Source organism: Streptomyces sp. NPDC007264 (assembly GCF_042869095.1).
GTDB lineage: Bacteria > Actinomycetota > Actinomycetes > Streptomycetales > Streptomycetaceae > Streptomyces.
The window spans coordinates 15,203-33,081 of record NZ_JBIAFD010000009.1 but is presented as its reverse complement, the minus strand read 5'-3'; the positions used below and the strand labels follow the sequence as shown (position 1 = coordinate 33,081).

Here is a 17,879-nt window from a genome sequence, read left to right as displayed (position 1 = left end):
AGCAAGACCGCGAGCGTACCCCGCCCGGGTCGCGCGGGACCCGCGATTTCCGTGGGACGCCGGGGCCGGCCGCCGGACGCGGGTGTGCGGGCGCCTACGGACTGCGGGTGTCCATCAGCTCCGTGAAGTCGGCGGAGTCCCCCGCCGGCGGCCTGTGCGCCGAGACCTTCACCCCGTAGTCGCGGTAGTACGCCGTCGAGGACAGCCGCCCGCTCGACAGCTCGCCCCGCTCCACCTTCTTGACCAGCAGGTCGTGGTCGTCGACCCAGAGGTCGACGGTCTCCGTGGTCACCCCGGCCTGCTGGAGCTGCGCCCTGAGGGCGGCGGCGTACTCGCCGGTCAGGGCCGCGGGCACGACCGTGCCCGAATAGTGCGTGGTGCGCCGGCCGCGGACCGTCTCCAGGCCGACCCGGTGCACGTCCCCGGAGGCGAGCAGCAGCCTGACCGGCTGGAGGGGGGCGGTGCTGCGCAACTGGTCCTTGAGGTGCGTGCCCGAGCCGCCCGGGAGGGCCGCCAGGTCGTCGTAGGCGTACCTGATCCAGTGCCTGCCGTGCAGCCGGCGGGCGAAGGTGGCGCCGACCTTCGCGTAGTAGGCGTCGGGCAGCAGCCTGGCCTCCATGGACGTGCTGTTCAGCTGGTGCATGGACTCGGCGAGACGGCCGCCGGTGCAGGTGATGCGGAGGGTGCCCACCGAGCCGCCGGACCAGCCGAGTGTGCCGTCCGTCGTCAGGGAGAGCATCCCGCCCATGGTCGTCGAGGACTCGATCCGCGCGGAGCCGGCCCCCCTCGTGGCCTTCTCGACGGCGCGCAGGGCGGCCGCCGACCGGGCGTCGGCGCGGCCGCCGCGCCCGCCGGAGGGCTGCGCGGGGCCCTTGCCGGAATCGGCGTCGCCGGAGGAGGTGCACGCCGCCACCGTGCACAGCGCGGCGACCGCCGCGATCGGCAGGATCCCCCGCCTCACGACCCTGTCCCTCATCCGTTCCCCCTCGTGCGCTCTGGTGATCTTCACGCTAACTCCGGCACGGGGAAACGGCACGCACCCTCCGCCGCGACGGCGTGTGGGTCCGTCGCGGAACGCCGACGGGCCCCGCACCTCGGAAGGTGCGGGGCCCGTCGTCAGCTGCGCGTGCCCGCGGCTGCCGTCGGTCTCAGACGGCGGCCGGGTCCTCCTCGACGAGGAGGTTGCGGGTGCGGTTCGGGTCGACCGGGATGCCGGGGCCGATCGTGGTGGTGATGGCGGCCTTCTTGATGTAGCGGCCCTTGGCGGCGGACGGCTTCAGACGGAGGATCTCCTCCAGCGCCGCACCGTAGTTCTCCACCAGCTTGGAGTCGTCGAACGACGTCTTGCCGATGATGAAGTGCAGGTTCGAGTGCTTGTCGACGCGGAACTCGATCTTGCCGCCCTTGATGTCGTTGACGGCCTTGACCACGTCCGGGGTCACGGTGCCGGTCTTGGGGTTCGGCATGAGGCCACGGGGACCGAGCACGCGGCCGAGGCGGCCGACCTTGCCCATGAGGTCCGGGGTGGCGACGACGGCGTCGAAGTCCAGGCGGCCCTTCGACACCTCGTCGATCAGTTCGTCGGCGCCGACGATGTCGGCGCCCGCGGCACGAGCGGCCTCGGCACGGTCACCGGTCGCGAAGACCAGGACCCGGGCGGTCTTACCGGTGCCGTGCGGGAGGTTCACGGTGCCACGGACCATCTGGTCGGCCTTGCGCGGGTCGACACCCAGACGGAAGGCGACCTCGACGGTGCCGTCGAACTTGCTCGTGGAGGTCTCCTTGGCGAGACGGACGGCCTCGAGCGGGGCGTAGAGCTTCTCCCGGTCGACCTTGGCGTCCGCAGCGCGGAGAGCCTTGCTGCGCTTGCTCACAACTGCTCCTGTGGGTTCTGAAGGAGTCGTGGTACGGGCCGAGCAGGCCCTGCCACGTGCGACCGTGACGGCCGCATGGTTCCACGAAGGCGGGTTCAGCCCTCGACGGTGACGCCCATGGACCGGGCGGTGCCGGCGATGATCTTCGCGGCCGCGTCCAGGTCGTTGGCGTTCAGGTCGGGCATCTTGGTCTGGGCGATCTCGCGGACCTGTGCCTCGGTGATCTTGGCGACCTTGGTCTTGTGCGGCTCGCCGGAGCCCTTCTCGATGCCGGCGGCCTTGAGGATCATCTTCGCGGCCGGCGGCGTCTTGGTGACGAAGGTGAAGGAGCGGTCCTCGTAGACCGTGATCTCCACCGGGATGACCCAACCGCGCTGCGACTCGGTCGCGGCGTTGTAGGCCTTGCAGAACTCCATGATGTTGACGCCGTGCTGGCCCAGCGCCGGGCCGACCGGCGGGGCCGGGTTGGCCGCGCCGGCCTGGATCTGGAGCTTGATGAGCCCCGTGACCTTCTTCTTCTTGGGAGGCATTCCGGGTCCTCTCCCGTTTCCGTTTCGTTTTTCCTGGTGCCCGAGGGCGTGGAAGTGCCCGAAGGCAACCGCACAACCCTAACGGGAATCCCTGTGCGGCCAAAAACCGAGCAGGTCAGGCAGGCTGTGACAGCCCGTCTGACCTGGCCCGGTGGCTTTGGTGCCAGAAGGTGATCAGTTCTTCTGGATCTGGTCGAAGCTCAGCTCGACCGGCGTCTCGCGGCCGAAGATCTCCACGAGGCCCTTGACCTTCTTGGAGTCGGCGTTGATCTCGTTGATGGTCGCCTGCAGCGTGGCGAACGGGCCGTCGGTGACGGTGACCGAGTCGCCGACCTCGAAGTCCAGCACCTGGACCTCGACCTTGCGCTGCGGCGCGGGCTTGCCCTCGGCCTCGGCGGCCTCGCGGGCGGCCTTCTCCTCGGCCTCCGGGGCGAGCATCTTGACGACCTCGTCGAGGGACAGCGGGTAGGGGTCGTAGGCGTTGCCCACGAAGCCCGTGACGCCGGGGGTGTTGCGGACGACGCCCCAGGACTCGTTCGTCAGATCCATGCGGACGAGGACGTAACCGGGCAGCTTGTTCTGCTTGACGGTCTTCCGCTCGCCGTTCTTGATCTGGACGATCTCTTCCTCGGGGACCTCGGCCTGGTAGATGTAGTCCTCGACGTTCAGCGTGACGGCACGCTGCTCCAGGTTGGCCTTCACCCGCTTCTCGTAGCCGGCGTAGGTGTGGATCACGTACCACTCGCCGGGCAGGGCGCGCAGCTCCTCGCGGAGCTTCTCGACCGGGTCGAGCGCGGGCTCCTCTTCGGCCTCTTCCTCGGCCTCGGCCTCGGATTCTTCCTCGGCTTCGGCTTCGGCCTCTTCCTCGGCCTCGGCTTCTTCCTCGGCCTCGCCCTCGGCGGCCGCGCCCTCGTCCTCGTCCACGGTGTGCATGGCGGCCTCCTCGGCCGGCTCGCCCGCGGCGGCTTCGGCAGCCTCGGCCTCGTCGACCTCGTCCGCGCCCTCGACGATGTCGAGCTCGTCGTCCATGGACTCGGCGGCTTCCCCGCGAGGCTCCATGGCGTCGTTCAGGTTCGGGTCAGACACGGTGGCTGCTTCTTCCTGGATACATGGGGGTGGAACACGCGAAAGGGACGCCGAGCACCTCGGCGTCCTTCGCTCTCGGCTCAGCCGAAGACGTACTTGGCGGCGTGGTTGAGCCCATAGTCAATCAGGGTCACCAGGGCGATCATGATCGCAACGAAGAAGATCACCACGGTGGTGTACGAGGTCAGTTGGTTACGCGTCGGCCAGACGACCTTGCGGAGCTCCGCGACGATCTGGCGGTAGAAGAGGGCAAGGCGCTTCAGCGGGCCCTTCTTGGCTCGCTTGCCACCCTTGCGGGACTTCTTCTTCGAATCCTGCACCTCGTCCTGGGCGTCAGGCATGTCGATGGAGCCCACGGCGTCCGTCACTCGTCCTCACCTGATTCCCGGGTCGTGGCCGTGCCGCGCCCGGTGGAGCCGCACGGCGGTGCAATACATACGTACTGTGCGCACACTTCCTGGTGGGGAGTGTGTAGCAGGGCCGGAGGGACTTGAACCCCCAACCGCTGGTTTTGGAGACCAGTGCTCTACCAATTGAGCTACGACCCTTTGTGTGTACCCCAACGTACCGCATCCGACCGGGTGCTCGGTGTGCACCGGCACGGCCGCGGCCGCTGGAGGCCAACGAGGTGAGAGTGTACGTGGTCCGCGGCCGGGCGTCGAACAGAAAGTGCCCGTAAGGGCTTTGTCCCTGGAAGATCGGCCAGGCCGCCACCCGGATCCGGACGAATGTCCGGAGCGGCGCCGCCTCCCGCCCGGTCCACCGCCCCCTCCGTCGTGAACGGCCGAACACATGTGCCCGGTTTCCCTGTGGGCCCGCTCCCCGGCCACCGCCGGCGGCGCCCCGCACCGGACACACCCGGTGGCACCGGCCCCGTCGGCACCGGCCGCGCGGGCCCACAGGGGAAACCGGGGTGTCGGAGCGGTTTCCGGTCTGAAACGATGGGTTCCATGAGCGCTGCAACCCCTCCCACCGAGCGCCGGGTCTCCGCCCGGATCGGCGCGATCTCTGAGTCCGCCACCCTCGCCGTGGACGCCAAGGCCAAGGCCCTCAAGGCCGCCGGGCGCCCCGTGATCGGCTTCGGCGCCGGTGAGCCCGACTTCCCGACGCCGGACTACATCGTCGAAGCGGCCGTCGAGGCATGCAAGAACCCCAAGTACCACCGCTACACGCCGGCCGGTGGCCTGCCCGAGCTGAAGAGCGCGATCGCCGCGAAGACGCTGCGCGACTCCGGCTACGAGGTGGACCCCTCCCAGGTCCTCGTCACCAACGGCGGCAAGCAGGCCATCTACGAGGCGTTCGCCGCGATCCTCGACCCGGGCGACGAGGTGATCGTCCCGGCGCCGTACTGGACGACGTACCCGGAGTCGATCCGGCTGGCCGGCGGTGTCCCGGTGGAGGTCGTCGCCGACGAGACGACCGGCTACCGCGTCTCCGTCGAGCAGTTGGAGGCGGCACGCACGGACCGGACCAAGGTCCTTCTGTTCGTCTCCCCCTCGAACCCGACCGGCGCGGTCTACAGCGCCGCCGAGACCGAGGCGATCGGCCGCTGGGCGGTCGAGCACGGCCTGTGGGTGCTGACGGACGAGATCTACGAGCACCTGGTGTACGGCGACGCCACCTTCACCTCGCTGCCCGCGGTCCTGCCCGAGCTGCGCGACAAGTGCATCGTGGTCAACGGCGTCGCGAAGACGTACGCGATGACGGGCTGGCGCGTCGGGTGGATCATCGGCCCGAAGGACGTGGTGAAGGCGGCCACGAACCTCCAGTCGCACGCCACGTCGAACGTGTCCAACGTCGCCCAGGTGGCGGCGCTGGCGGCCGTCTCCGGCGACCTGGAGGCCGTCGCGAGGATGCGCGAGGCGTTCGACCGCCGCCGCCGCACGATCGTGCGGATGCTGAACGAGATCGACGGCGTGGTCTGCCCCGAGCCGGAGGGCGCGTTCTACGCCTACCCGTCCGTGAAGGCGCTGATCGGCAAGGAGATCCGCGGCAGGCGCCCGCAGAACACGGTGGAGCTGGCCGCGCTGATCCTGGAGGAGGCCGAGGTCGCGGTGGTCCCGGGCGAGGCGTTCGGCACCCCCGGGTATCTGCGGCTGTCGTACGCCCTGGGTGACGAGGACCTGGTCGAGGGCGTGAGCCGGATCCAGAAGCTGCTGGCGGAGGCCAAGGACTGAGCGTCCCCGCGCGAGGACGCCGCGGGCCGCTTCCCCCGGAGGGGAGGCGGCCCGCTTTTCTCTTTCTTTCGCCTGGACGTGCGAGCAAGACCACGTTCGGGGAAAGCGGTACCGGCACGACCGGGGCGTACGGCAAGATCCTGGGATGGAGCGCGTACGTGATGTCTCTGACCTGCCCAAGGCCCATCTGCACCTGCACTTCACCGGGTCGATGCGGCCCACCACCCTGCTGGAACTGGCCGACAAGTACGGCGTGCGACTGCCCGAGGCACTGAGCGAGGCACTGGTCAGCGGGGAGCCCCCGAAACTGCGGGCGACGGACGAGCGGGGCTGGTTCCGCTTCCAGCGGCTCTACGACGCGGCGCGCTCGTGCCTCAGGGAGCCGGAGGACATCCAGCGGCTGGTGCGGGAGGCCGCGCAGGAGGACCTCAGGGACGGCTCGGGGTGGCTGGAGATCCAGGTGGACCCGACGTCGTACGCACCGCGGCTGGGCGGTCTGATCCCGGCGCTGGAGATCATCCTGGACGCGGTGGAGTCGGCGATGCGGGAGACGGGCCTCGGGATCCGCGTCGTGGTGGCCGCCAACCGCATGAAGCACCCGCTGGACGCCCGCACGCTGGCGCGCCTGGCGGTGCGCTACCAGGACCGGGGAGTGGTGGGCTTCGGGCTCTCGAACGACGAGCGGCGGGGCATGGCCCGCGACTTCGACCGGGCGTTCGCGATCGCCCGGGACGGGGGGCTGCTGTCGGCACCGCACGGCGGCGAGCTGGCGGGGCCGTCGTCGGTGCGCGACTGCCTGGACGACCTGGTCGCGGACCGGGTGGGTCACGGGGTGCGCGCGGCGGAGGACCCGCGCCTGCTCGGGCGGCTCGCGGAACGGGGCGTGACGTGCGAGGTCTGCCCGGCGTCGAACGTGGCGCTCGGCGTCTACGAGAAGCCGGAGGACGTCCCCCTCAGGACGCTGTTCGAGGCGGGTGTGCAGCTGGCCCTGGGCGCGGACGACCCGCTGCTGTTCGGCTCCCGCCTGGCGGCCCAGTACGAGATCGCCCGCCACCACCACGACTTCACGGACGCGGAACTGGCGGAACTGGCGCGGCAGTCGCTGCGGGCCTCCGCGGCCCCCCAAGACGTGAGGGCGAAGCTGCTGGCGGGAGTGGACGACTGGCTCGACGGCCCGGCCGCCTGACGTCTTCGGCGCACCGACGCGGCCGACTGCTGCGGCGTGGACCACGGGGCCCGGACCCCGACGGCCCGGACCGGCCGACCCGGGCGCCGGGGGGATCCGGCGGGACCGTCGCGAGGGGCCGGGGCCGCGGAGATGCCGCCCGGCAGCGTCCGTGCCGGGCGACGGACGGCCTCACCTGCGCAGACGGTGTCCGCCTCAGAGGCTCACGCCCACCGTCACCGGCTCGTTGACCAGGGTGACCCCGAACGCCTCGCGGACTCCCGCCACGACCTCGCGGGCCAGGGCGAGCAGGTCCTCGGTGGTGGCGCCGCCGCGGTTGGTGAGCGCGAGGGTGTGCTTGGTGGAGATACGGGCAGGTCCGGTGCCGTATCCCTTGGTGAAGCCCGCCTTGTCGATCAGCCAGGCCGCGGAGGTCTTGGTGCGACCGTCGCCCGCGGCGTACCCGGGCGGCTCCGTGGCCTCGCCCAGCCGCTGCCTCACCCGCGCGCGGAACGCGGCGAATTCCGCGTCCGTGAGGATCGGGTTGGTGAAGAAGGAGCCCGCCGACCAGGTGTCGTGGTCCTCCGGGTCCAGCACCATGCCCTTCCCGGCGCGCAGCTTCAGGACGGTCTCGCGGGCGGCTGCCAGCGGCACGCGCTCGCCGGGCCCGACGCCGAGGGCGCGGGCCGTCTCGGCGTACCTGAGCGGGCCGGACAGCCCCTGGGCGTCCTCCAGCGCGAAGCGGACGCGCAGCACGACATGGCGCCCGGGGTCGGCCTTGAAGCGGCTGTGGCGGTACGAGAAGGCGCACTCGGTGTTCGGGATCGTGACCGTCTCCCGCGTCCTGCGGTCGTAGGCGATCACCTCGGTGATCGTGGCCGAGACCTCCTGGCCGTACGCCCCGACGTTCTGGATCGGGGTCGCGCCCGCGGAGCCGGGGATTCCGGCGAGGCACTCGATGCCGGCCAGACCGGCCTCGACGGTGCGGGCGACGGCGTCGGTCCACACCTCGCCGGCGGCGAGCTCCAGCCGCGTCCCGTCGAGGGAGAAGCCCTTCGTCGCGATGCGCAGGGCGGTGCCGTCGAAGCCCTTGTCGCCGATGACCAGATTGGATCCGCCGCCGATCAGCAGCAGCGGCGTACCGGAGTCGTCGGCCTCGCGGACGGCGGCGACCACCTCGGCGTCGGTGGTGGCGGTGATCAGGCGGGTCGCGGGGCCGCCCAGCCGGAAGGTGGTCAGCGGGGCGAGCGGGGCGTCGTGGAGTTCCTGCACGCGCCAAGACTACGAGACGCCACCGACGGCCACGCAGCGCGTGACGTGTCCCCGCCGGAGAACCGGCGGGGCCGTCGTCGCCACCGAGCCGGACGGGACGCTCGGGCCCCGCCCCGGCCCTGGAGGCGACCGCTCCCGTCGTGGACCGGGTGACCGGGGTGACCGGGGTGACCGGGGTGACCGGCTGACCGGGGTCCGGGTCCGGTCAGGCCAGCCGTACGACCGCTCGCGACACGCCCAGGACCTTCTGCCCGGCGCTCGTCGCCGTCAGGTCGACGCGGACGGTCCCGTCGTCGAACTTGGCCGCCACCTTGCCGCCGACCTCGATGAGGGCGCCCCGGTCGTCGTTCGGGACGACGACGGGCTTGGTGAAGCGGACCCCGTACTCGACGACCGCGCCCGGGTCGCCCACCCAGTCGATCACCACGCGGATCGCCTCGGCCATGGTGAACATGCCGTGCGCGATGACGTCCGGCAGGCCCACCTCCCTGGCGAACTTCTCGTTCCAGTGGATCGGGTTGAAGTCCCCGGAGGCGCCGGCGTACCGCACGAGCGTGGCACGGGTGACGGGGAAGGTCTGCGCCGGCAGTTCGGTGCCGACCTCGACGCTGTCATATGTGATCTTCGCGGTCATCCGGCTCACGCCTCCTCTTCCGGCGCCCGGACCACGAGCTTGGTCCAGGCGGTCACCACGTGCTCGCCGGCCTCGTCGTGCACCTCGCCGCGGATGTCCACGACGTCGTTGCCTGCCATGGACTTGATCGACTCGATGGTCGAGGTGACGCTCAGGCGGTCGCCGGCACGGACCGGGCGCGCATAGCGGAACTTCTGGTCGCCGTGCACCACCCGGCTGTAGTCCAGCCTCAGCTGCGGGTCCTGGACCACCTGGGCCGCGGCCCGGTAGGTGATCGCGAAGACGAAGGTCGGCGGGGCGATCACATCGGAGTGGCCGAGCGCCTTGGCGGCCTCCGGGTCCGTGTAGGCCGGGTTGGCGTCTCCGATCGCCTCCGCGAACTCGCGGATCTTCTCCCGGCCGACCTCGTACGGGGCGGTGGGCGGGTAGGACCGCCCCACGAAGGACTGGTCGAGCGCCATGGGCTCGGCACCTCCTGGTTGTTCAGCGGGTTTCCCCGTTCGGGCCCTCATTCTCCAGGCGTACGGCCAGGGGCGAGCCACCGGGCGCGCCGACACGCCCGGTCCCCACGCGGCGGCCGGCCGGGACGGCCGGGGCCGCGGCCGTCGGAAGGGCCCCCGCCGCTCCACCGGCCGATACAACGCCGCGAGGCCGCCCCCATGGCTGCTGGGGGCGGCCTCGTGAACGAGCCTGAGTTATCGCGTCTCGCGGTGCGCGGTGTGCGCGTTGCAACGCGGGCAGTGCTTCTTCATTTCAAGACGATCCGGGTCGTTGCGCCGGTTCTTCTTGGTGATGTAGTTCCGCTCCTTGCACTCCACGCAGGCCAGCGTGATCTTCGGGCGGACGTCGGTGGCAGCCACGTGAGTGCTCCTTGACGGCGGATAGACGATTAACGCAAGAAAGAGTAGCCGATCGAAGGACCGACCCCGCAATCGGCTACTGTGAGTAGCGGTGACCGGACTTGAACCGGTGACACAGCGATTATGAGCCGCTTGCTCTACCGACTGAGCTACACCGCTGCGATGCGATCGGTCCCCACCTCACGGCGGACACCTCTCACACCAGAGCCCCAAAACGGAATCGAACCGTTGACCTTCTCCTTACCATGGAGACGCTCTGCCGACTGAGCTATTGGGGCGAGCGATGAAGACATTACACGGTCGCCCGCCGTTCCCCCAAATCCGTTTCACGGCACCCGCCCCGGCCTGTCCCCCGTGCCGTCCCGGGCGTTTCCCCGCCGCTCCCCCGCTCCGGAGGCCACAGCAGCCACCGAGGCCTCCGGCCCGGTCACCGCCTCCGTCCCCTCACTCCCTGTCACCGGACGTGCGTCCGCCCTCGGCTCTCCGTCCCCGGCCTCCGCCACGCCATAGGGAGCCCGCCACACCCGTCCACCACGACCCACCGCAGAACACCACACCAGTACGACTATTGCGCTCCTCCCCGCCCCGGACGGGTCGCCACCCTAGGCTCGACTCACTCTGCGTGATCTTGCCCCTGGTGCGCAGCCGCCCCGAGCCACAGGAGCGCGATGCCCGACAGCTGCCCGCAGCCGCCCCCCTCCTCGTCCTCGTCGTCGGGTTCCTCCGACTCGGCCCCCCTGCTGCTGTGCGGGGCGCGGCTCACCGACGGCCGGACCGTGGACGTGCGGCTGGGCGGCGGGCGCATCGAGGCGGTGGGCACCGCCGGCAGTCTCGTGGTGGGGGCCGTGGGCGCGCGCGTCGATCTCCGCGGCCATCTGCTTCTGCCGGCCCCCGTCGAGCCCCACGCCCACGGCGACACGGCCCTGTCCGCGGACGGCGACGGGCCGGTCTCCTACGAGGCCGATGAGGTCCAGCGCCGCACCACCGAGGCCGCGCTGCTGCAGCTCGGGCACGGCGCGACGGTACTGCGCTCGCACGTGCGCATCGGTGACGTCCAAGGGCTGGACTCCTTGGCCGCGGTGCTGCGGGCGCGGCGCTCCCTGCACGGGCTCGCCGAGCTGACGGCGGTGGCGATGCCGCGGGTGCTGACGGGGGCCGCCGGGGCCGACGGGCTGGCGATGCTGAGGGACGCGGTGAAGATGGGCGCGACGGTGGTGGGCGGCTGCCCGGACACGGACCCCGATCCGATCGGGTACGTGGAGGCGGTCCTGGAGCTGGCCTCCGAGCACGGCTGCCCGGTCGACCTGCACACGGACGCCGACGACCCGGCGCGTCTGGGCCGGGTCGCGGCGATGGCGGGCGGGCTGCGCCCCGGGGTGACGCTCGGGCCGTGCGGCGGGCTCGGACGCCTTCCGGCCGACACGGCCGCGCGCGCCGCCGACCAGCTCGCCGCCGCCGGGGTCACGGTCGTCTGCCTCCCGCAGGGCGGCTGCGGCAGCGCCGAGCGACGTGACACGGCCCCGGTACGGCTGCTGCGGTCGGCCGGGGTGCGGGTCGCGGCGGGCAGCGGAACGCTCCGGGACGTGTCGAACCCGGTGGGGCGCGGCGATCCGCTGGAGGCCGCGTACCTGCTGGCCTCGCGGTACGGGCTGCGCCCCGAGGACGCCTACGACACGGTGAGCGCGTCGGCGCGGGCCGCGCTCGGGCTGCCCGAGGTGCGCGTGGAGGCGGGCTTCCCGGCGGAACTGCTCGCCGTGCGCGGCGACCGGCTGGCGGGCGCGCTGTCGCTCGCGTACAGCCGCATCGTGGTGCACCGGGGGCGCGTGGTGGCCCGTACCAGCGCGGTGCGGGAGTACTGCAGTTCGGCGGCGGTGGCGCTGGACCTGCCACGGCAGGGGCGGGTCCAGCCGCCGTGAGGGCGGCCCGCGCCGGTGCGCGACGACGGGGTGCGCCCGTGGTGGCAGGGCGTGGAGGTGCGTGACAGCAGTGGGGTGGTGGTAGCGGGGTGCGGAAGTGGGGTGGCGGTAGCGGGGTGCGGAAGTGGGGTGGCGGAAGTGGAGTGGTCGTGCGCGCCGGTTGCCGTGGGGCGTGCGGGACGTCGCACGGCGAAGGGTCCCGTCCGGGCGTACGGTCGGAACCATGCGCATTGTCATCGCTGGTGGTCATGGTCAGATCGCGCTACGGCTGGAACGCCTGCTCAGCGCGCGCGGTGACGAGGCCGCGGGACTCATCCGCAGCCCGGAACAGGCCGGCGATCTGCGGGCCGCCGGCGCCGAGCCGGTCGTGTGCGATCTGGAGGCCGCGTCCGCCGAGGAGGTCGCCGCGCACCTGGAGGGAGCCGACGCGGCCGTCTTCGCGGCGGGCGCGGGCCCCGGCAGCGGCGCGGCCCGCAAGCACACGGTGGACCGGGACGCGGCGATCCTGTTCGCGGACGCGGCGGAACGCGCGGGCGTACGCCGGTTCGTCGTCGTCTCGTCGATGGGCGCGGACCCGGAACACCCGGGCGACGAGGTCTTCGACGTCTATCTGCGTGCCAAGGGCGAGGCCGACGCGTACGTTCGCGCCCACAAGTCCCTCGAGTGGACGGTGCTGCGCCCCGGCTCGCTCACCAGCGACGCCGGCAAGGGGCTGGTCCGCCTGGAGGCGCACACGGGACGCGGCTCGATCCCGCGCGACGACGTGGCGGCCGTCCTCGCGGAACTCGTGGACACACCGGCGACGGCCGGTCTGACCCTGGAGCTGATCAGTGGTTCGACTCCGGTGTCGGTGGCGGTGAAGTCGGTGGCGGGGAACTGAGCCGCACGTGCCGTCCCGGCGGCACTCACCGTCACCCCGCTCTCCCGGCCGAGGCTGACGGGCCGTCGGCGACGACAGCCCGGCCGACGGCCCGTCACCTCGACCGCCCCGAGGGCGTGATGTGCCCTGACCGGAGAGGACGAGGTCGTCGGTCACCGCCCTGGTCTGCGCGGCGGCGTGGCTGACGCGACGGGGCGCACCCGGCGAGCCGCTCACCGAGGGGACGGCTCAGAAAAGAGGGAGCTGCCCGGGGAACTCCGGCGGGGCGTACCCGTCGAGGGCGGGCTGCGTGGCGTCGGCCTCGGCGAGCCGGCGGGATCCGGGGCACGAGACGAGCACCCCGGTGCTCCGCGCACCCGGCGGGTCGTGCCGCGCGAACCGCCCCGCGACGACGGCGATGTCCCGACGGCACTCGGGGCAGTTCCTGCGGCGCGACGACATGCCCTCAGCGTACGAGAGCCCGGCCGGCCCCGGCAGGATGCGGTCCGGCAGCGGGGCGGCACGGGTTCAGTCGCCGGATACGACGGGCTCCAGCCTCACCACAGGGAACTTGCGCGACGTCCTGGCCTCGTACTGCGCGCTGGCGGGCCAGTACGCCGACCAGATCCCGTAGAGGCGCTCCCACTCGGGCGACGCGGGGGTGACGACGGTGGGCGCCGCCCTGAGGACGCGCTCGCCCACCTCGATGGTCACCTCGCTCATGGCGGCGACATTCCCCACCCACGCCGGGTCCTTCTCCGCGCCACGCGAGGAGCCGCAGACCAGGAAACCGTCCCCGTCGGCCGCGTACACCAAGGGATTCACGCGCTTTTGGCCGGTACGGCGGCCGACGGTGTGCAGAAGAAGCAGATGCTTGCCTTCGAAGGGCCCTCCCACGACCCCGCCCTGCGCCCGGAACTGGCTGATGACCTGTTTGTTCGCCTCGTTCACGTCACCCATGTCCGCCTCATTCGCCAGGGAGCTGACCGACCATCAGCTAACCAGCGCATCGGACACCCGCGCCGAGCCGCGCCGGAAGACGTCCCGCGGACGAGCCGGGTGACCCAACGACTTCGAGAACCCGCGGCGGTTGCCGTCGGCCCCAGGCCCTGCCCGCCCTCCGGCGGCCACGTGATCAAGGTCACGGCATCGCACCACGAGCGCGGCGACGCCCGCCCCTGACCGCAGGGCATGACCGGAAATGAGACCAGCCCCCGACCAGACATGCTGGTCGGGGGCCGATTCCCATGAAAGTGGCGGCGCCAGGATTCGAACCTGGGAAGGCTGAGCCGGCAGATTTACAGTCTGCTCCCTTTGGCCGCTCGGGCACACCGCCAAGGGTTGTCGCCTCGGAGGCCGCTTTTCGGCGGTGCTCCCTGGCAACGACGTAAACGATACCTGATGCGGGGGGGTGCTCCGCCACCCGATAGATCGGCGTTCGGAGGGGGCGAGGTGGCTAGGCTTATCCGGATGCGGCCCGGGATCGACGCCGGGCCAGGCGGCCGCGCTCCCGCACGCCGAAACGCACCCCGATCCATCCCGATACAAGGAGCCACAGGACATGGCCGACTCCAGTTTCGACATCGTCTCGAAGGTCGAGCGGCAGGAGGTCGACAACGCCCTCAACCAGGCCGCCAAGGAGATCTCGCAGCGCTACGACTTCAAGAACGTCGGCGCCTCGATCGCCTGGTCCGGCGACAAGATCCTGATGCAGGCCAACTCCGAGGAGCGGGCGAAGGCCGTCCTCGACGTGCTCCAGTCCAAGCTGGTCAAGCGCGGCGTCTCCCTGAAGGCGCTGGATGTCGGCGAGCCGCAGCTCTCCGGCAAGGAGTACAAGATCTTCGCGTCGGTCCAGGAGGGCATCTCCCAGGACAACGCGAAGAAGGTGGCGAAGATCATCCGCGACGAGGGGCCGAAGGGCATCAAGGCTCAGGTTCAGGGCGACGAACTGCGTGTCAGCTCGAAGAGCCGCGACGATCTCCAGGCCGTGATCGCCCTCCTGAAGGGCAAGGACTTCGACTTCGCGCTGCAGTTCGTGAACTACCGGTAGGTCGTTCGACACCGGTCGCGGGTGGTCGGGCGGTGCCTCCGGGTGCCGGTCCCTCGCTCGCGCAGGACGGGCGGGCGCCCCGGAGTGCGGGCGCCCGCCCTTCCGTGTGCGCTGTCGGCTGCAGCCGGGGAGGTGCGGTCAGCGGCGTGAGTCGCCGAACAGGACGCGGTAGACGATCAGCAGCACCAGCGAGCCGCCGATCGCGGCCGCCCAGGTGGGTCCGTCGTAGAAGTGCTTGGTGATCGGGTGGTGGAGCCAGCGGGCTGATATCCAGCCGCCGATGAAGGCGCCCGCGACACCAATGAGGGTCGTGCCGATGAGGCCGCCGGGGTCCTTGCCCGGCAGCAGGAACTTGGCGATGGCGCCTGCCAACAGCCCCAGAATGATCCAGCTGACCATGCCCATGCCGTGATCCTGCCTCTCCGTGCTGTGCCTGTGCCGTACTCCTGCTCCGGTGAACCTGTGCGCATGCACCGGCGCCGCCGGCCGGCGCTCATCGCCGTGTCGGCGCGTCGCTGCCGGGGAGGACGTCTCGGCGTCGGCCGCCGGTTGCGGCGGTGGGTAAGGTGCGGCTCATGACGCAGTCCGGGGAGCAGCGGCCGGGTGACGTGGTGTTGCGCAGAACCCTCGGGGTCGGGGACGCCGTCGTCATCGGGCTCGGTTCGATGGTCGGGGCCGGAATCTTCGCCGCGCTGGCCCCCGCGGCACGCGCGGCCGGCTCGGGGCTGCTGCTGGGGCTCGCGGTCGCCGCCGTGGTCGCCTACTGCAACGCGACGTCCTCGGCACGACTGGCGGCCCTGTACCCCGCCTCGGGTGGCACCTATGTGTACGGGCGCGAGCGGCTCGGGGATTTCTGGGGGTATCTGGCGGGCTGGTCCTTCGTGGTCGGGAAGACCGCCTCGTGCGCGGCGATGGCCCTCACCGTGGGGGCGTACGTCTGGCCCGGGCAGGCGCACGCGGTGGCGGTGGCGGCCGTGGTGGCGCTGACCGCCGTGAACTACGGCGGCGTGCAGAAGTCGGCCCTCCTGACGCGGGTGATCGTGGCGGTGGTCCTGGCCGTCCTCGCTTCCGTGGTCGTCGTGTGTCTCGGGTCCGCGGCGGCCGACGCCTCCCTGCTGGGCAGCGGGGGCTTCGGGGGTGCGGGCGGGGTGCTTCAGGCAGCGGGCCTGCTCTTCTTCGCGTTCGCCGGGTACGCCCGGATCGCCACCCTCGGCGAGGAGGTACGGGACCCGGCACGCACCATCCCGCGGGCCGTCCCGCTCGCCCTGGGCATCACGCTGGTGGTGTACGCGGCGGTGGCTGTCGCCGTCCTTTCCGTGCTGGGTGCGGAGGGGCTGGGGCGGGCGGCGGCGCCGCTGGCCGACGCGGTGCGGGCCGCGGGTGCGTCCGGGCTCGCGCCGGTGGTGCGGGTGGGCGCCGCGGTAGCCGCGCTGGGCTCGCTGCTGGCGCTCATCCTGGGCGTCTCGCGGACGACGCTGGCCATGGCCCGCGACCGGCATCTGCCGGGGGCCCTGGCCGCCGTGCACCCGCGCTTCCAGGTGCCGCACCGGGCCGAACTCGCCGTGGGCGCCGTGGTGGCCGCGCTCGCCGCGACGGTGGATGTGCGGGGCGCGATCGGTTTCTCCTCCTTCGGGGTGCTGGCCTACTACGCGATCGCCAACGCATCCGCCTGGACGCTTGGTTCGGCGCCGCTGTCACGTGCTCTGCCCGCGCTCGGGCTCCTCGGCTGCGTGACCCTGGCGTTCGCGCTGCCGGGGGTGTCGGTGGGCGTGGGCGCGGGCGTGCTGCTGCTGGGCGTGGTGGCGTACGGCGTGCGCCGCCGGCTTGCCTCCCGGTAGCGAGGCCGCGGTCGCCGGGCGCCCGGTGCGTCCACGGTGCCCCGACGGCCTTCCCCGCGGCCGCGCCGTGCGGTGTACAGCGCGGCGAGCGGCGGGGGCAGGGAGAAGCCCAGGACCGCCTCGGCGCGGGCGATCGCGGCCTCCTCCACCGGCTCGGGAGGCGAAGGCCGGCTCCGGGGGCGGGTGTTGCGGGCCTGCACCGCCACCCTGTCCGGCAACTGCTCCGTCTCGGTCATGGGTTCATGATGCAGGGCGCCACCGACAGGCGTGCAGCCCTGTGGAAAACCCTCGGATCCCCCGGGCCGGAGGATGCCGCCGCGTTCCGCGGGCCTCCTCGCGGGCGGCGGGTACCGCCCGTCAGCGGGTCGCGAAAGGCTGGTCCGTCGGCACGATCTCGCGGCCCAGGGGGAACAGCGAGACCGGGATGAGCTTGAAGTTGGCGATGCCGAACGGGATGCCGATGATCGTGAGGCACAGCGCGATGCCCGTGGCGATGTGGGCGAGCGCCAGCCACCAGCCCGCCAGGACCAGCCACAGGACGTTGCCGACGCAGGACGGCGCACCCGCGTCACGGCGCTCCACCGTCGTATAGCCGAAGGGCCACAGCGCGTAGAGGCCGATACGGAACGCGGCGATGCCGAACGGGATGCCGATGATGGTGATGCACAGCAGCACGCCCGCGAACAGGTAGCCGAGGAACAGCCAGAAGCCGCTCAGCACGAGCCAAATGACGTTCAGGATTGTCTTCACGGGTGTCGACCTGCCATCTGCTCGAGCCGGGCGATGCGCTCCGCCATCGGCGGGTGTGTGGAGAACATCTTGGAGAGTCCCTGGCCGGGACGGAAGGGGTTCGCGATCATCATGTGGCTCGCCGTCTCGATGCGCGGCTCGGGCGGGAGCGGGAGCTGCCTGGTGCCCGCCTCCAGTTTGCGCAGGGCGCCGGCGAGGGCGAGTGGGTCACCGGTCAGCTGGGCGCCTGAGGCGTCCGCCTCGTACTCCCGGGAGCGGCTGATGGCGAGTTGGATCAGGGTCGCGGCCAGCGGGCCGAGGATCATGATCAGCAGCAGGCCGAGGATGCCGGGGCCGTCGTCGTCGTCCGAGCGGCCGACCGGGATCAGCCAGGCGAAGTTCACCAGGAACATGATCACCGAGGCGAGGGCGCCCGCTACGGAGGAGATCAGGATGTCGCGGTTGTAGACGTGGCTCAGCTCGTGTCCGATGACACCGCGCAGTTCGCGCTCGTCGAGGATCCGCAGGATGCCTTCGGTGCAGCACACGGCCGCGTTGCGCGGGTTGCGGCCGGTCGCGAAGGCGTTCGGCGCGTCCGTCGGCGAGATGTACAGGCGGGGCATGGGCTGGCGGGCCTGGTTGGACAGGTCGCGGACCATGCGGTAGAGGTCAGGGGCCTCGAACTCGCTCACCGGGCGGGCCCGCATCGCGCGCAGAGCCAGTTTGTCGCTGTTCCAGTACGCGTACGCGTTCGTGCCGAGCGCGATGAGGACCGCGACGATCAGGCCGGTACGCCCGAAGAAACTGCCGATGACGATGATGAGTGCGGACAGTCCCCCGAGGAGTACTGCGGTCCTGAGCCCGTTGTGCCGGCGGTGCACGGTACGCC

General features: G+C 71.6%; 20 protein-coding genes and 4 tRNA genes. 6 read left to right on the top strand and 18 right to left on the bottom strand.

Annotated features, from left to right (window positions below; genetic code table 11):
- Positions 1-94: 94 nt before the first annotated feature.
- From ACFYMU_RS17200 to ACFYMU_RS17175, 6 genes are all read right to left on the bottom strand, one after another.
- A complete protein-coding gene (locus tag ACFYMU_RS17200) occupies positions 95-976 on the bottom strand; it encodes a hypothetical protein (RefSeq protein ID WP_388374036.1) in 882 nt (293 codons plus the stop codon).
- A 172-nt stretch (positions 977-1,148) separates the two neighbouring features.
- On the bottom strand, positions 1,149-1,874 hold the full coding sequence (gene rplA / locus ACFYMU_RS17195) for a 50S ribosomal protein L1 (RefSeq protein ID WP_388373590.1): 726 nt from the start codon (positions 1,872-1,874) through the stop codon (positions 1,149-1,151).
- 95 nt (positions 1,875-1,969) lie between these two features.
- Positions 1,970-2,404 (bottom strand): 50S ribosomal protein L11, encoded by a 435-nt coding sequence (gene rplK, locus ACFYMU_RS17190; protein ID WP_023547415.1) that lies wholly within the window; start codon positions 2,402-2,404, stop codon positions 1,970-1,972.
- Between the two features lie 174 nt (positions 2,405-2,578).
- Entirely contained in the window at positions 2,579-3,490 is a 912-nt protein-coding gene (gene nusG, locus ACFYMU_RS17185) for a transcription termination/antitermination protein NusG (RefSeq protein WP_388373588.1), read from the bottom strand.
- A gap of 80 nt (positions 3,491-3,570) precedes the next feature.
- A complete protein-coding gene (gene secE, locus ACFYMU_RS17180) occupies positions 3,571-3,858 on the bottom strand; it encodes a preprotein translocase subunit SecE (protein WP_388373586.1) in 288 nt (95 codons plus the stop codon).
- Positions 3,859-3,965: 107 nt separating this feature from the next.
- Positions 3,966-4,038: transfer RNA gene (locus ACFYMU_RS17175), tRNA-Trp, on the bottom strand.
- Between the two features lie 402 nt (positions 4,039-4,440).
- Here ACFYMU_RS17175 and ACFYMU_RS17170 point away from each other — a divergent pair.
- Both ACFYMU_RS17170 and ACFYMU_RS17165 read left to right on the top strand, forming a co-directional pair.
- Positions 4,441-5,667, top strand: coding sequence for a pyridoxal phosphate-dependent aminotransferase (locus ACFYMU_RS17170; protein WP_388373584.1), 1,227 nt, complete (start codon positions 4,441-4,443; stop codon positions 5,665-5,667).
- A 145-nt stretch (positions 5,668-5,812) separates the two neighbouring features.
- The gene (locus ACFYMU_RS17165) at positions 5,813-6,853 is read left to right on the top strand and encodes an adenosine deaminase (RefSeq protein WP_388373582.1); all 1,041 of its coding nucleotides are present in this window, start codon (positions 5,813-5,815) and stop codon (positions 6,851-6,853) included.
- A 195-nt stretch (positions 6,854-7,048) separates the two neighbouring features.
- Here the strand turns inward: ACFYMU_RS17165 and ACFYMU_RS17160 are convergent, their stop codons facing one another.
- The 6 genes from ACFYMU_RS17160 to ACFYMU_RS17135 form a co-directional block, all read right to left on the bottom strand.
- A complete protein-coding gene (locus ACFYMU_RS17160; RefSeq protein WP_388373581.1) occupies positions 7,049-8,104 on the bottom strand; it encodes a UDP-N-acetylmuramate dehydrogenase in 1,056 nt (351 codons plus the stop codon).
- 205 nt (positions 8,105-8,309) lie between these two features.
- Positions 8,310-8,738 (bottom strand): MaoC family dehydratase, encoded by a 429-nt coding sequence (locus ACFYMU_RS17155; RefSeq protein ID WP_388373579.1) that lies wholly within the window; start codon positions 8,736-8,738, stop codon positions 8,310-8,312.
- Positions 8,739-8,743: 5 nt separating this feature from the next.
- Positions 8,744-9,199: a MaoC family dehydratase N-terminal domain-containing protein gene (locus ACFYMU_RS17150; RefSeq protein ID WP_388373577.1), complete on the bottom strand. Its 456-nt coding sequence runs from the start codon at positions 9,197-9,199 to the stop codon at positions 8,744-8,746.
- Between the two features lie 234 nt (positions 9,200-9,433).
- Positions 9,434-9,598, bottom strand: a complete 165-nt coding sequence (rpmG, locus tag ACFYMU_RS17145) for a 50S ribosomal protein L33 (RefSeq protein ID WP_004571794.1) — start codon at positions 9,596-9,598, stop codon at positions 9,434-9,436.
- Positions 9,599-9,684: 86 nt separating this feature from the next.
- Positions 9,685-9,757: transfer RNA gene (locus ACFYMU_RS17140), tRNA-Met, on the bottom strand.
- Between the two features lie 46 nt (positions 9,758-9,803).
- Positions 9,804-9,876: transfer RNA gene (locus tag ACFYMU_RS17135), tRNA-Thr, on the bottom strand.
- Between the two features lie 390 nt (positions 9,877-10,266).
- Here ACFYMU_RS17135 and ACFYMU_RS17130 point away from each other — a divergent pair.
- Positions 10,267-11,514, top strand: coding sequence for an amidohydrolase family protein (locus tag ACFYMU_RS17130; RefSeq protein WP_388373575.1), 1,248 nt, complete (start codon positions 10,267-10,269; stop codon positions 11,512-11,514).
- A gap of 223 nt (positions 11,515-11,737) precedes the next feature.
- The gene (locus ACFYMU_RS17125) at positions 11,738-12,394 is read left to right on the top strand and encodes an SDR family oxidoreductase (RefSeq protein ID WP_388373573.1); all 657 of its coding nucleotides are present in this window, start codon (positions 11,738-11,740) and stop codon (positions 12,392-12,394) included.
- Between the two features lie 228 nt (positions 12,395-12,622).
- On the opposite strand, the gene ACFYMU_RS17120 is transcribed toward ACFYMU_RS17125, so the two are convergent.
- The 3 genes from ACFYMU_RS17120 to ACFYMU_RS17110 all read right to left on the bottom strand — a co-directional run bounded on the left by ACFYMU_RS17120 (position 12,623) and on the right by ACFYMU_RS17110 (position 13,709).
- Positions 12,623-12,835: a hypothetical protein gene (locus tag ACFYMU_RS17120; RefSeq protein ID WP_388373571.1), complete on the bottom strand. Its 213-nt coding sequence runs from the start codon at positions 12,833-12,835 to the stop codon at positions 12,623-12,625.
- Between the two features lie 66 nt (positions 12,836-12,901).
- Positions 12,902-13,333: a nitroreductase/quinone reductase family protein gene (locus tag ACFYMU_RS17115; protein WP_388373570.1), complete on the bottom strand. Its 432-nt coding sequence runs from the start codon at positions 13,331-13,333 to the stop codon at positions 12,902-12,904.
- Between the two features lie 294 nt (positions 13,334-13,627).
- Positions 13,628-13,709 (bottom strand) — tRNA-Tyr (locus ACFYMU_RS17110).
- 225 nt (positions 13,710-13,934) lie between these two features.
- On the opposite strand from ACFYMU_RS17110, the gene ACFYMU_RS17105 reads away from it, so the two are divergent.
- Positions 13,935-14,423 carry a YajQ family cyclic di-GMP-binding protein gene (locus tag ACFYMU_RS17105; protein WP_388373568.1) on the top strand — a complete coding sequence of 163 codons (489 nt, stop codon included), beginning with the start codon at positions 13,935-13,937 and terminating at the stop codon, positions 14,421-14,423.
- 138 nt (positions 14,424-14,561) lie between these two features.
- Here the strand turns inward: ACFYMU_RS17105 and ACFYMU_RS17100 are convergent, their stop codons facing one another.
- Positions 14,562-14,828 (bottom strand): GlsB/YeaQ/YmgE family stress response membrane protein, encoded by a 267-nt coding sequence (locus ACFYMU_RS17100; protein WP_388373567.1) that lies wholly within the window; start codon positions 14,826-14,828, stop codon positions 14,562-14,564.
- A gap of 170 nt (positions 14,829-14,998) precedes the next feature.
- Between ACFYMU_RS17100 and ACFYMU_RS17095 the strand changes: the two genes are divergently transcribed.
- Positions 14,999-16,261: an APC family permease gene (locus ACFYMU_RS17095; protein WP_388373565.1), complete on the top strand. Its 1,263-nt coding sequence runs from the start codon at positions 14,999-15,001 to the stop codon at positions 16,259-16,261.
- A gap of 357 nt (positions 16,262-16,618) precedes the next feature.
- Here ACFYMU_RS17095 and ACFYMU_RS17090 read toward each other — a convergent pair whose 3' ends face one another.
- Positions 16,619-17,011 carry a YccF domain-containing protein gene (locus ACFYMU_RS17090; protein ID WP_388373564.1) on the bottom strand — a complete coding sequence of 131 codons (393 nt, stop codon included), beginning with the start codon at positions 17,009-17,011 and terminating at the stop codon, positions 16,619-16,621.
- Positions 17,008-17,871: a zinc metalloprotease HtpX gene (htpX, locus tag ACFYMU_RS17085; RefSeq protein WP_388373562.1), complete on the bottom strand. Its 864-nt coding sequence runs from the start codon at positions 17,869-17,871 to the stop codon at positions 17,008-17,010. Before htpX ends, ACFYMU_RS17090 begins: the two co-directional genes overlap by 4 nt.
- Between the last annotated feature and the right edge of the window lie 8 nt (positions 17,872-17,879).